Annotated in this window: 11 protein-coding genes; 4 read left to right on the top strand and 7 right to left on the bottom strand. The window is 53.3% G+C overall.

Annotated elements, in window-relative coordinates; genetic code table 11:
• Nucleotides 1-23: 23 nt before the first annotated feature.
• The gene (locus tag E8D52_16560) at nucleotides 24-491 is read left to right on the top strand and encodes a hypothetical protein (protein TKB65989.1); all 468 of its coding nucleotides are present in this window, start codon (nucleotides 24-26) and stop codon (nucleotides 489-491) included.
• Between the two features lie 297 nt (nucleotides 492-788).
• Complete coding sequence (locus E8D52_16555) at nucleotides 789-1,238, top strand: hypothetical protein (protein TKB65988.1); 450 nt, start codon at nucleotides 789-791, stop codon at nucleotides 1,236-1,238.
• Nucleotides 1,239-1,753: 515 nt separating this feature from the next.
• On the opposite strand, the gene E8D52_16550 is transcribed toward E8D52_16555, so the two are convergent.
• A complete protein-coding gene (locus E8D52_16550; GenBank protein TKB65987.1) occupies nucleotides 1,754-2,827 on the bottom strand; it encodes a MinD/ParA family protein in 1,074 nt (357 codons plus the stop codon).
• A gap of 235 nt (nucleotides 2,828-3,062) precedes the next feature.
• On the opposite strand from E8D52_16550, the gene pyk reads away from it, so the two are divergent.
• Together pyk and E8D52_16540 are read left to right on the top strand one after the other, a co-directional pair.
• Nucleotides 3,063-4,511, top strand: a complete 1,449-nt coding sequence (gene pyk, locus E8D52_16545) for a pyruvate kinase (GenBank protein TKB66374.1) — start codon at nucleotides 3,063-3,065, stop codon at nucleotides 4,509-4,511.
• Nucleotides 4,512-4,662: 151 nt separating this feature from the next.
• Nucleotides 4,663-5,097 (top strand): hypothetical protein, encoded by a 435-nt coding sequence (locus tag E8D52_16540; protein ID TKB65986.1) that lies wholly within the window; start codon nucleotides 4,663-4,665, stop codon nucleotides 5,095-5,097.
• A gap of 24 nt (nucleotides 5,098-5,121) precedes the next feature.
• Here E8D52_16540 and mtnA read toward each other — a convergent pair whose 3' ends face one another.
• The 6 genes from mtnA to hpt all read right to left on the bottom strand — a co-directional run bounded on the left by mtnA (nucleotide 5,122) and on the right by hpt (nucleotide 13,946).
• Complete coding sequence (gene mtnA, locus E8D52_16535; protein ID TKB65985.1) at nucleotides 5,122-6,156, bottom strand: S-methyl-5-thioribose-1-phosphate isomerase; 1,035 nt, start codon at nucleotides 6,154-6,156, stop codon at nucleotides 5,122-5,124.
• A gap of 403 nt (nucleotides 6,157-6,559) precedes the next feature.
• Nucleotides 6,560-9,085: a DNA internalization-related competence protein ComEC/Rec2 gene (locus E8D52_16530; GenBank protein ID TKB65984.1), complete on the bottom strand. Its 2,526-nt coding sequence runs from the start codon at nucleotides 9,083-9,085 to the stop codon at nucleotides 6,560-6,562.
• A gap of 34 nt (nucleotides 9,086-9,119) precedes the next feature.
• Nucleotides 9,120-10,469 (bottom strand): phosphoglucosamine mutase, encoded by a 1,350-nt coding sequence (locus E8D52_16525; protein TKB66373.1) that lies wholly within the window; start codon nucleotides 10,467-10,469, stop codon nucleotides 9,120-9,122.
• Nucleotides 10,462-11,271 carry a dihydropteroate synthase gene (gene folP, locus E8D52_16520; GenBank protein TKB66372.1) on the bottom strand — a complete coding sequence of 270 codons (810 nt, stop codon included), beginning with the start codon at nucleotides 11,269-11,271 and terminating at the stop codon, nucleotides 10,462-10,464. The genes E8D52_16525 and folP overlap by 8 nt, the downstream gene beginning before the upstream one ends.
• 221 nt (nucleotides 11,272-11,492) lie before the next feature.
• Entirely contained in the window at nucleotides 11,493-13,304 is a 1,812-nt protein-coding gene (locus E8D52_16515) for an ATP-dependent metallopeptidase FtsH/Yme1/Tma family protein (protein ID TKB65983.1), read from the bottom strand.
• A 99-nt stretch (nucleotides 13,305-13,403) separates the two neighbouring features.
• Nucleotides 13,404-13,946: a hypoxanthine phosphoribosyltransferase gene (gene hpt, locus E8D52_16510; protein ID TKB65982.1), complete on the bottom strand. Its 543-nt coding sequence runs from the start codon at nucleotides 13,944-13,946 to the stop codon at nucleotides 13,404-13,406.
• Nucleotides 13,947-13,963: the final 17 nt, after the last annotated feature.

Genomic DNA, 13,963 nt, shown 5'->3' with positions numbered 1-13,963 from the left:
AAACGGTGGAAGGAGAATACTACATGAAGACAAACCTATTTGTGACCACGTTACTGTTTTGCACAATGATCGTTTCTGCAAGTCATGCTGAAGAAATTGGGAGTGTCGACACGGAATTTAAATGGTTGGGGCCAGATCACAAAATTGTGGTGGAAGCGTTTGACGACCCAAAGATTGAAGGCATCACATGTTATCTGAGTCGATCAAAAAAAGGTGGTTTGAAAGGCATGGTCGGATTGGCCGAGGAAACTTCAGATGCTTCACTAGCCTGTCGCCAAGTCGGTCCTGTTCGCCTTACAGGTGAGTTGAAAGACGGGGAAAAGGTATTTAGTGAGAGTCGCTCCCTGATTTTCAAGACCTTACAAGTTGTCCGTTTTTTCGACAAGAAACGGCAGACGTACATTTATCTCGCCTATAGCGACCGAGTGATCGAGGGCTCGCCACAGAATGCCATCTCCACCGTGCCGATCCAATCCTGGTCAAGTCAATAAGGGCCAGGAGACTTGCCTAACAGAGAAAGACAATGGTGTCAGGAACCATTGTTCACCACGCGCGTTCGTACGACTGAGCACGTGCCACACTCCATCAGCTGACGTGGGACGCAACGGTCTTCCTCTCCATGAACCTCCGCGCACAAAATGTACTTCAAACAATAGTTCCTGACACCACTTTCTTCTCCGTTGCGCGCCTCAAGGCAGCCACGAACCTCGTTTCCCCGCCATTGGCCTGCAAAAGCACTCAGCTATACTTGAGAGACGCTGTCTGTTGTAAATGGGAGGGAACATCTCATGCGACCGTATGGCAAACTCATGGCCTTATGGCTTCTGACACTGTTGTGGGGCTGCTCTAACACGATATTGGTGCCTGTCCCACCGCGCATGGATCTCAAACAGTATGGCACCATCGGACTGATCCAATTCACGACGAACTCCGACTCCACGATGAATGCGTTCGCGACACAGCAGTTTCAAGAACATGTGCAGGGAGCCAACCCGGGAACGCCCATTCTTGAACTCGGGAGCAAAGACGCTGTGCTGGCGGCCGTCGGCGGGACGACCTTCGACGCCGAGACCATGACGAAGATCGGGAAGAAATACGGCGTGTCCGCCGTCTTTATTGGCGAGATCGTCTATTCCGACCCGAAAACCGACATCAGAATCGCGGATATCACCAAACTGAATGGCACCATGCGCACCGAGATCAGAGGTGAGTTATACCGTACATGGAGTTCACGCTAACCGATGGAAGGAGAATAATACATGAAGACAAACCTATTTGTGACCATGTTACTGTTTTGCACAATAATCGTTTCTGCAAGTCATGCTGAAGAAGTTGGGAGTGTCGACACGGAATTTAACAACTGGCCCCCGCTTAAAACATGCTCTTGCAATTTCTAGCGGGATGTTCTGACATGAGAATTGACTTATTCTGCGCCATCCGACAAACAAAAGAATTGAGGTCAGATCTTGTTTCTTGCATAGCGTTCAGTCCCGCTTCGTCTGTTCGTCGCCGCTAGGGTGCGCACCGAACACGCGCGTTGCTAAACCCGAGCCCCCCACCACATCCGCGATGCGACCGCCGACTGCCCCGAATGCCATGAGAAGGGCGTGGGACTGAGCCGCCCACGTTCCGCTCTCGTCAACCCCTCAACCGGGCAGCCACGCGCCATCTCGATGCACGATTCAAGATCTGACTCCAACTATTGATTGAACGAGTCTGGCTGGTGACAAGCAGCAACAGGTCCAGCCGCATTTTAGGCGACAAGCCCGCTGGAGTTTTTGATGACCGTGGTGGAGGTAGGTTGTCGTGGTTCAGGTGAAGGTGGTGGAATATCAGATTGCTCAGCGATAGAGGTCAAAGGTTCTTTTGAAGATGTCGGATTGGATAGCAGGACTCTGATTTGCTTCTCTTCTGTTTGTTTCGTCTGTTCTATGTGGTTTCTGATCCGCGTGGCGACGAGCTGTTCGACAACATCCGAGATAGCGAGCAGACCTTTGGCAGACGGAGACTCAGGAGCCGCTTCAATAACCGGCAGGAACTTCCGAACTGCCTGGCTCACAGCTGGGTCGTCGGGGATCTCACCCAGCAGCGTCAGATCACCGCCAACGTATTGATGGAGAATCTTACGGAGGTAGAGGACGTTGACCTGCGATCTGTCAGACACCCGGTTGACGATCAGTCCAGGCCGAAACGATTGCAATGCGGCAGCCGCCACATCACGTCCCGCCGTATCAGTGGCACCCGCAATGTCCATGACCTCCTCCACACTCGTGAAGTCTCGGTTGGAGAGCACCTCCGACATAGGGCTTCTCGCAAGAAAGCACGCCAATACACGGCGGATCGCGGCTAACTTAATGAATCGGTAGAGGTCTAGCACGGACGTCGGCTCGGGAGTCGCCACAGCCACATGGAGATCCGCCATCAGGAAGAAGTCGAGCGCGTGGAGGTTGGTGCCGGCCCCGATATCGAGCACCACAATGTCGGACTCAAGCTCACGAAACTGTTTCATCAGCCGCTTCTTTCTGACATAAGCCATGTTGGCTGTCGCCAACGTGTCGCCCGTCCCGGCAATGAGACGGAGGTTCGGATGCATGGTGATGGGAATGGCGACGTCGATCAGCCGGTTGACTCGTTTGTTCAGAAAATCCGTCAAGGTCACCGACGGATTCAATTCTCCGAACATGATATGGGCATCGGCCCCACCCACGTCGAGATCGGCCAGGATGACCTGTCGTCCGCGCTTCGCCAGCGCCAACGCAAGGTTAGCGGACACCACACTCTTGCCGACGCCGCCTTTTCCGGATGCTACTGAAATGAGCGTTGCCATGGTACCTGCCGTTTCGTTATCGATGAGAGGTGCGCGTCGAGGGTCTGTCGGGATACGGTTGTCAGTGATGACGTCATTCTATCGGTTGTCAAAAAAATGAAAAGCAAAATGGCGGATTTCGAACAGCCGGACTACATGACAACAAAGTCGCTATCCACTATCCAACAAACGGATCTGTGCTATTCTGCTTCCTTATCTTTTGATGAGATAACGCTCAGGAGGCTGCCAGATGACCATGCGGAAGGCGAAGATCGTGTGCACCATCGGACCGGCAAGTATTTCGCCGGCCGTCTTGAACCGATTGATTGAAACCGGCATGGATGCTGCTCGTCTGAATTTCTCTCATGGCACGCATGAATCTCATGCAACCGCCATCACCGCCATCCGAGACGCAGCCGCACGGCGCGGAGCAGCGGTCGCGATTATCCAGGATCTGCAAGGCCCAAGAATTCGCGTGGGCCTGCTGCCAAAAGAAGGCATTGAAGTCCGCGCTGGCCAGGTCGTGCGGTTGCGGACATCGGCTCAATCGGCGGAACTGCGTGATAGCCACACCTCCGTTCCCGTCACTCTTCCCGAGATCCCTGTCACCTATGCGTCACTCACTCGCGATCTCCGGGTCGGATCACGCGTACTCATCAATGATGGACTCATCGAGCTACAAGCCACGCGTATTACAGACAATCTGATCGACTGTTCCGTCCTAACCGGGGGCATGATCACCTCACACAAAGGGATCAACCTGCCAGGAACAGCCGTCAGCGCCCCGACCTTGACTGAGAAGGATCGGGAAGACATTCGCTTTGGCGTCAAGCATGGCGTGGACTATATCGCCCTCTCCTTTGTGCGAGGACCACAGGACATTGACGCGGCACGGGCTGTCTTGGCCGAGCATGGAAGTACGATCCCACTCATCGCCAAAATCGAACGGGCTGAAGCCGTGACGACGTTAGACGACATCTTGGAACGAGCGGACGGAGTGATGATCGCCCGTGGAGACCTAGGTGTCGAGATGGGACCTGAAGCGGTGCCAGTTCTGCAGAAGCGGATTATTCTAGAAGGCAACCGGCGGCGGCGCATTGTCATCACTGCCACGCAGATGCTCGAATCCATGACACAGGCCCTGCGCCCAACAAGAGCGGAGGCTTCCGATGTCGCGAACGCGATCTTCGACGGGAGCGACGCCTTGATGCTCTCAGCCGAAACAGCCATCGGTGCGCATCCTACCGAGACCGTTGCAGTCATGGATCGCATCATTCGTGCGGCAGAAGAGGGTACCGAACCTGGCATCCTGCGCAAGCGGCAAGCCGACCTGGACAATCTGTCCATACCAGAGGCCATCTGCGCTGCGGCCTCTTCTGCAGCCAGGGGAATCGATGCACGTGCCATCGTGGCGTTCAGCGAGCGAGGTGCCACAGCTCGGCTGGTATCAAAGCAACGCCCGACCGCACCGATTCTGGCCCTGACTCCTCATGAGTCGGTCAGACAGCGGATGGCACTCTATTGGGGCGTCCGTTCATTCACCATGCCGCAAGTTGAGCAGACGGATGCGCGGATCAAGGAAGCCGAACGCGTGCTCAAGGCGGAGGGGTTGGTCACAGCTGGCGACAGGCTCGTCATCGTCTCCGGTACACTTGCGTCGCAACCGGGAAGAACCAATCTGCTCAAACTGCATGAAGTCGGCTAACTCCACTCTCCACCCGATTTGCATAACCATACGACTTTCCCCTCCCCACCTTCTTCTCTAAATGATCCTTTCTCTCGGGAGATCAAGAGAGATCCCGTTCTCTTCATACACCTCGGGTGATACAATGATGTTGGAACGGGAGGACACAGAGATGCTGACGTCTCGTCGATTTGTCTGGCTCCTGGCTATATTCCTAACTATTCTCAGCTCGACGCCTCTCTATGCTGAATGGGTGGCTCTCGATGCCCAGTATCAGTTACACCCATTGCAAACGGTGTATGTCGATGCTGCTACCAGACACAGAAAAGGGAATCTGGTGACCATTTCCGCGTTGATCGACTGGAAGTGGATGCAGGGCAACAGGTCCCCTACTCGATTTTATTCCACCAAGACGACCAAGCAATTCGATTGTGTCGAAAAACGCGTTCGGAATCTGGCAAACACCGATTTCTACGGCCACATGGGGACAGGCGAGGTGATTGGTGGTGGCGGACACACCAGCGAAGGCCACTGGATCGCTGTTGAACCAACAAGTCTGAATCAAGGTGTGTGGGAGGCGGCGTGTAGGAAGGGGTCGTACTACTGATGGTACCGTACGGGGAAAAGCAACCTACTTGGTTTGAAACTGTGATGCGAGTTCACTAGGCTTGAAGACACCTCGCTCGGTGATGATGCCCGTGATCAGTTCAGCCGGTGTGACATCGAAGGCAGGATTATAGACGGCCACACCTTTGGGTGCGATGGGGTGGCTGCCATGGATGCTCGTCACTTCTGATGGATTTCGCTGCTCAATTGGAATCTGATCACCGGACTTCGTTTGAAGATCGATGGTTGAATAGGGAGCTGCGACGTAGAACGGAATATTGTGCGCCTTCGCCAAGACTGCTACCGAATAGGTGCCGATCTTATTGGCCACATCTCCGTTCGCTGCAATGCGATCAGCGCCGACGACGCAGAGATGAATCTTTCCCTGCCTCATGAGTGAGCCAGCCATATTGTCGGTGATCAATGTGACAGGAATGTGATCCTGCATCAGCTCCCATGCTGTGAGGCGAGAACCTTGAAGTACAGGACGAGTTTCATCAGCTATCACATTGATATTCTTACCCTGTTCATGCGCAGCACGAATGACACCAAGTGCCGTTCCATAGCCTGCTGTCGCGAGTGAACCGGCATTGCAGTGCGTCAAAACCGTCTGTCCATCACGGATCAGCTCTGCCCCATGGCGCCCCATGGTCTTGCAGAGCGTAATATCTTCTTCAAGTATCGCTTGAGATTCAGAAGTAAGGATTTGCTTAATCGTCGAGACCGGCTGAGCTTGTGCCGACTCTAGCTTCCGCCTCATCCGCTCAAGAGCCCAGAAGAGATTGACTGCCGTTGGCCTGGTCGCGGCCAAGGCGTCACAGATCGTGAGGACTGCCTGAGCAAAGGTTGGGTAGTCAGTCGCACGAATGGCCTGCGCACCCAAGGCGACACCCATCGCTGCCGTCACGCCGATGGCCGGCGCTCCACGAACTTTCAACGTGCGAATCGCGTCCGCGACGGCCTTGTAGTCCCGACAGTCGAGAAACTCCACTACTCCTGGAAGTTGGCTTTGATCGAGCAGCCGAACAGCTCCATCCTTCCATTCAACGGTTGGCACCATGGAGGAATCTTGTAACGGGAATGGAGCAGGAGTGCAAGTCCCTATCGACCACGACCGCTGATTTCCAATACAGTGCTCATTGCGGCAAGCAAGCCGGCCTAGAAGAACCATCCGTCCGCATAGGGCGGTGATGGCGATGGTTCTGGCCCACGTAGTCCAACGTGGATTCAAGTTGCCTGCGTATCACTTCTCCGACAGCTTGATGGGGGCACAGGCCAAACAGAAGCAGATTCGACATCAATTTCGCAAACTGAATGGCTCCAGCTGACAACCTGTACCAGACGCTCCCAGCATCCCAGCCACAGAAAGAGCCACCAGCTGTCGTTCATTTCCTGTCTTGTACTGCAAGGAAGCCCTCTCGGAGGAAGGGAAGACTGAAACCATAAAAGAGAACGGTGTGTCGTTATGAGAATTGGAGGAAAAGCCGGCGCCAATTCAGATACTCACAACGCCAACGGCAACGTGGAAAGTCGACTGGTTGCACGAGAAGGTCGCGCATACGAGCCACCGTGAGCTCGGATGTTGAGAGCCGACCTGTGACCCAAATCGCTCCATCATAATCCGTACGAAAGACCGTACTGTGTTGATCTTGATACGCATGCAGTACCGATTCGACCGGGTGTCCATACGGATTCGCCGCACCAACTGAGATCACTGCATATCGCGGGTGAATTTGCTGAATCCAGTCTACATCAAGCGAGCTACGCGCCCCATGATGGGGTACTTTCAGGACGGTCACCGGCTGGGATACTCCCTCGTTTAATCGCTTCAAACCAGCTGTTTCAATATCAGCGGCAAAAAGGATGGAGGAGGTTCCACACTGCAGTCGCGAGACAATAGACAGATTGTTCAAGAGTGTCCCCGTAGGGGTCTGAGTCGACTCACGGACCACTGATGTTTCAGGCGGATTGAGAATGCTGAGTCGGCACTGACCGGACCGTAACAGGTCTTGGCCTCGCACAGCGATGTGATGATCGATCCGCTGATCACGAAGAGCTGCAGTGAGATCTTCAACAAATTGTTCGGAACGTTCTATCCCTCCACCCCAGTATTGTCCGACTGACAGATGCTGAAGCACCCAAATCAACCCACCCACATGATCGAGTTGTTGATGTGTGCCGATGACATGATCAAGATGACGAATTCCACGACTCCACAGAAAGGGTGCGACGACATTCCTCCCCATGTCAAATCGTTCATATCGCCCGCCGCCGTCGATCAAAACGGTCTGACCATCCGGCAACTCAGCGACAGCACTATCTCCTTGTCCAACATCAAGAAATGTGACACGCCACCGATCGCCGTCCGCTTGCGACGCAGATGGACTCAGCCACCAACCGATCAACAGCATCGTCAGCCCAGCGCTTGCAACTCGGACGCGCCACGGTATTGTCTGAAAGCTTGTCAGGAGTAACCCGACATAAAATAGAGCGAGCGCTGGTATTGCCGGTGCGGCCACATGCCATTCCCCTCCTGGGAAGCGAGCACACCACTGTAATCCAAGCACCAGCAATCCGAACAACTGCTCCATCACTGGGCCAAGGATCAAAGACTCGGCCCCCGTCATAATCGCCCACAGAGCGACAAACAGGCCCACGGGCACCAAGATAATACCGGTGAACGGGACAGCAATCAGATTGGTCATGATGCCCATCCACGGAACCTGATTGAAATAGAGCATAACCAATGGCAACGTCGCCACGGTCACAGCCCCGCTCATCAATAGCATTTGGAGCCCATGGCTCATGAGACGGCCTCTCAGATGACTGTCGCCCCCTGCCACATCAGCGTTTGCTGATGATGATGGTGTGATGATGATCATTCTGACCATTGCGAGTACGGATACAAAGGACAGTTGAAAGGAAATGTCGAAGATGGCACGGGGATCATGCAAGAGGATCGCCAACAGAGCCACCGCCATCGCATGCCCCAGATGGCGTTCATGCCCGAACCACATGGCGATCATTGCCAACGTAATCATCACGAGTGACCGCATAGTCGCTAACTCGGCTCCCGCCAGCAAGGCATAGAGTGCAACGGTCGGCCAGGCGAACAGGATGGCAATCTTCGATGGCGTGACGGTTCGAGAAAGGGACAATAAGAGAGCAGCGGGAAGCCCAAGCACAAGTCTTCTCACCAACCAAAATGCCACGATGGCCACCAGCCCAAGATGTGAACCGGAGATCGAAAGCAAATGAACTGTTCCGGTCACCATGAACCAATCTTGGAGCTCTGGGTCAAGATAGCCTCGTTCACCGATGATCATGCCGAGAAACAGCCCTCGCGTGGGTTGGCTCAATGTGCTGAGCGCTGCCGCACGTATCGAAGCCCTCCAATGATCGATCCGGCTCCATACGCGCCACAACCCAATTGGGGTCTCTGTATCTAACAACGTCACCGCCTGAGCACCGGTCACTGTGGTCATACGGTCGATACCTTGACGTTCCACATAGGCAGCATAATCGAATCCGCCAGGATTCAAGGACCCTCTTGGACGGTGAAGCTTTCCCCGAAACGTAATATGGTCACCGTGATGAAGCGTGATACCCGGGTCACGCCAGACAAGGCGTATACGTTTGGCTGGAGAATCAGACTCATCGGTTTGAACCAAGATCGTCTGACGCCTTACACCGTGTTGGACTGGAGCGATAACCCGACCGTTGACCGAGGCCTGAACCGTCTCATGAAGTGGCGGTAACATCGGACGAGGTTCCGACGTCGGAGTGGCAAGACTCCAGTAGACGACTCCCGAGAGGAGAGAAGAATACAGGAGCAGTGCGAAGCGTGAGTCGATATGGCCGCCTCGCTCAAGAAGGCTGAATCCAACGGCGATGCCGGCCAGCAGGGCGATGATGGAGAGCGGGAAAAAGGAGAACTGTGACCCGTACAAAAGACCGAGGACAAACACTGCCGCGAGGGACGGGAGCATGAATTTCCCTCATGTACTGGGGAGGAGGGAAGACTCAGCCGATATGCTTTCGTACGACCCTGGCTAGCTCATCAGCCACTTCCTTAACCATGGTAGACTGTTCTCCTTCCACCATGATCCGCAACAGTGGCTCTGTCCCTGAATATCTGATGAGAACTCGCCCACATCCGTTCAGGCGACGTTCGCTCGCTTGGATGGCGCAATCAATATCGGGAATCGATTCCAATCTCGGCTTCTTCGTGACCTGCACATTCACCAACACTTGTGGTACGGCCGTCATCGCCTTCGCTAACTCGGATAACGGCTTCTTGGTTCGCTTCACCAAGGACAAGATCTGCAGGGCCGAAATGAGGCCGTCTCCGGTTGTATTATGGTCGAGAAAGATGAAATGTCCTGATTGTTCTCCTCCGAAGCTATAGCCCTCCGCCAACATTCGTTCGAGCAGATATCGATCACCAACCGGCGTCCGAATCAGCTTGATGCCCGCTTTCGACATCGACAACTCCAGCCCAAAGTTGCTCATCACGGTTCCCACCAAGGTTTGCTTGACAAGGAGCCCGCTTTGATGAAGATCCAGGCCTAAGGCCGCCATGACATGATCGCCATCAATGACCGTTCCTTGCTCGCAGACAAAGACGGCTCGATCGGCATCGCCGTCCAATGCGATTCCAAGATCGGCTTTGTGGCGAAGCACTTGCTCCTGAAGCAACTCAGGATGAACGGCGCCACACCTGGCATTGATATTCATCCCGTCTGGTTTATTGCCAATGACCTCAATCGTGGCGCCTAATTCTCTGAGCACCATCGGAGCCACATTGTATGCCGCGCCATTTGCACAATCGACGACGAGCTTGATCCCCTGAAAATCCAAGTCCTTGGGTAAGGACCGCTTTGCAAATTCAATATAGCGCCCCGCTGCATCATCAATGCGGTAGGCTTTCCCGATGAGGTCTGCCGTCGGACGAAGATGGCTGATTTCATCTGATACGATCAGCTCTTCAATACGCGCTTCGACTTCATCTGGGAGCTTAAATCCGTCCTTTGAGAAAAACTTAATACCATTGTCTTGATACGGATTGTGCGAGGCCGAAATGACCACTCCTGCATCTGCCCGTAGGCTTCTAGTCAAGAATGCGATCGCCGGCGTAGGCATCGGCCCAACCAGCAGCACATCCACCCCCATCGAACAGATTCCTGCCATCAATGCAGATTCGAGCATATACCCTGAGATACGGGTGTCTTTACCGATGACAATCTGATGGCGGCCCGCTCGTCGCATGAAAATATGCGCAGCGGCCCGTCCGAGCTGCATCGCCATTTCACTAGTCATGGGATCGAGATTGGCGACCCCTCGGACACCATCGGTTCCAAATAATTTACGCATCATGCTCCTGTCTGTAAGATGACCAGCGTGGATTCAGCGCCGCAGCCATCTTGACTACGTCAATCATCATGGCAACATCATGAACACGCAGAATGTGAGCACCGCGATCAACTGCCAGTGCCACCGCCGCTGCAGTCCCCCATTCTCGATGTTCAACAGGCCGTTCAACAACATTCCCAATAAACGCCTTTCGTGACAGACCGACCAATACGGGACGGTTCAATGCTGCGATAGCAGATAACCCATCAAGAAGGTCAAGGTTATGATTCACCAGCTTACCAAAACCAAAGCCTGGATCAAGCAGGATGTTCGTTCCGGCAATCCCTGCACGGAGAGCCATTTGCACACGTCCCTCAAGAAAGCGCACGACTTCGCCAACCACATCGGAATACTGTGGTGATTGTTGCATCGTTTGCGGAGTCCCTTGCATGTGCATCAGAACAACTGCCGCATCGAAGCGGGCAATGACCGACGCCATGGCAGGATCTTGCCGCAGTGCGCTCACGTCGTTGATGATCGACGCTCCATAATCCAGGGCGACTTCAGCGACTCGCGACTTGCTCGTATCGATCGAGATTGGGACCGACACCCGATGGACTAGACCCTTCACAACTGGGATAACATGAGCCAGTTCATCCTGTTCACTAACAGGACAGGCGCCTGGCCGAGTGGACTCTCCCCCGAGATCGATGATGTCCGCACCCTGCTCGACAAGTTCCAGTGCGTGGGCAATGGCTCGTTCAGACTCGACATAGCGTCCACCATCATAGAAAGAATCAGTCGTGACATTCACGACGCCCATAATAAGTGGACGCCGTTTGTAATGAATTTCTCGCCCTTTAGCAGAGAACCACGGTTGCCACGTAAGGGCCTTAGGTAAGACTCGATCCAATCTATTCCACCAATGAAAGAAGCATGCAAACCGTCATTCCAGTTCCTCTGGAGAAACTAGACAGAGTGCAGAGCATATATACAGCACAACGGGGGCAACGGTGCCAACGCAAACAAGCGTTGGCACGATACTTAGGCTGGAACTGTTTGAGAGGAGGATTGCAACAGAATCTGATCAATTTCTAGTGCGTCAAGCACTTCTTTTTCAAGTAGTGCCTCCGCTACAGCCTTCAGACTCGTCATCTGTTCAGTGAGTACACGTTTCGCACGTTCATAGTTTTCCGTGACAAAGCGCTTGATCTCAAGATCGATTTCAAGCGCCACTTGATCACTGACATCCCGTTTCGTAGCAAAGTCTCGCCCAAGAAACACTGAATCTTCCTTTTGGCCAAAGGTCAAAGGACCCAACTTCTCGCTCATACCCCACTCGCATACCATCTTACGGGCAAGATCCGTTGCACGTTCCAGATCATTGCCGGCTCCTGTTGTGACATGTTTGAAGACAAGCTCTTCAGCGACACGTCCACCCATAAGAATCGCCAAGTTATTGTAGAGAAATTCCTTCGAGTAGTTGTGCCGATCATCTGTCGGCAGTTGCATTGTCACGCCCAAAGCGCGACCTCTTGGAATAATCGTCACCTTATGAACCGGGTCCGTCCCTGGTAAGAGCTTCGCCATCAATACGTGGCCGGCTTCATGGTAGGCAGTAATCCTCTTTTCCTCTTCGGTAAGAAACATACTCTTCCGTTCGGCCCCCATCATCACCTTATCTTTCGCCATCTCGAAGTCTATGTTTTCGACTTCCTTCTTGTTCTGGCGAGCCGCCCACAGTGCCGCTTCATTCACGAGGTTTTCCAGATCAGCACCTGAAAATCCAGGAGTTCCTCTGGCAATTTTTTCTAATTCGACATTCGTAGCGACAGGAACTTTCTTCGTATGGACCTTCAAGATTTCTGACCGGCCTTTGAGGTCCGGGCGATTAACCATCACCTGCCGGTCAAAGCGTCCAGGTCTCAGCAAGGCCGGATCGAGTACATCAGGACGATTGGTCGCGGCGACCAAAATGACTCCCTCGGTTGTATCGAAGCCATCCATTTCCACAAGCAACTGATTGAGCGTTTGTTCCCGTTCATCATGCCCACCACCGAGGCCTGCGCCCCGTAAACGACCAACCGCATCAATTTCGTCTATAAAAATGATGCAGGGGGCATGCTTCTTCCCTTGTTCAAACAAATCCCTGACCCGCGAAGCTCCGACACCTACAAACATCTCTACGAAATCAGATCCGCTAATGCTGAAGAATGGCACTCCAGCTTCTCCTGCTATTGCCTTCGCAAGTAAGGTCTTTCCTGTTCCTGGAGGGCCGACGACCAGCACACCCTTCGGTATGCGCCCACCAAGCTTCTGAAATTTACGAGGATCTTTTAGGAACTCAATGATTTCGAGAACTTCCTCTTTTGCCTCATCAACACCAGCGACGTCTGAAAATGTGATCTTCTTTCGTTCTTCCGTCAGCATTCGGGCGCGACTCTTTCCGAATGACAGAGCCTTGTTCCCCCCAATTTGCATCTGACGCATCAGGAAAAACCAGAGACCAAGGAACAGGATAAATGGTCCCCACGTAACCAGGAACGTGATATACCACGGACTCTCTTCCGGTGGTTTCACCTCAATCTGAACATCTTTCTCACGAAGGACCTTCACAAACTCAGGATAGTCAGCGGAATAGGTACGGATGCGAGTTTTGTCCTTCAGGACCCCGCTGATATGATTACCCTTGATGATGACTTTTTCAAAATCACCCTTATCGAGCTTTGCCATAAAATCGCTGAATATCACTTCTTCTTCAGGCGCGTGAGTCGGCACACTGAACAGATTGAACAGGAGAATCATGAACAAGCCGACCACCACCCAAAAAAGCAGGTTCTTGACCCGGGAATTCATCCAGTTCTCCTTCGCAACAGCATTGGAGGCCACGTATGTAGAAACCGTGGTGATGTTACCATAGCCTTATGCAAATTGCCAACAGCTCGTGAGAAAACTCTACTCCTCTTGCTGGTTTCGCTGGTCGAGAACGGCGAGGTATGGAAGGTTCCGGTACTGTTGCTGATAATCAAGTCCATATCCCACGACGTACTGGTCCGGAATTCTGAACCCAATATACTGCAACGGGACATCAACAACGCGGCGTTCTGGCTTACTCAGCAAGGTGCAGACCTTAATGCTTCTCGGTTTCTGCTTGGCCAGGGCCTTGGTAAGATATTGAATCGTCAATCCTGAATCGACGATATCCTCAACGAGTAGCACATCTCTATTCTTGATCTTTTCGGTCAGCTCGGTCACGAGCTTGACCTTCCCGGACGTCTTCGTTTGCGTTCCGTAGCTCGTCACGATGATGAAATCGACCCGCACTGGAATTCGAATCGCGCGTGCCAAATCAGCAAAAAACGCATAAGCCCCCTTGAGCACACCGACAAGCACAAGATCCTTGCCAGCATAGTCAGCACTGATCTGTCGGCCCAACTCACGGATGCGGCTTCGCATCTGCTCTTGGGTCACGATCGGACGTCCAAACATACGTTCCATCTGACTCAGTTCCTTCC

The organism is Nitrospira sp., assembly GCA_005116745.1.
GTDB lineage: Bacteria > Nitrospirota > Nitrospiria > Nitrospirales > Nitrospiraceae > Nitrospira_D.
Note: the sequence above shows the minus strand (reverse complement) of the source record. Positions and strands in the feature narration are given on the sequence as shown.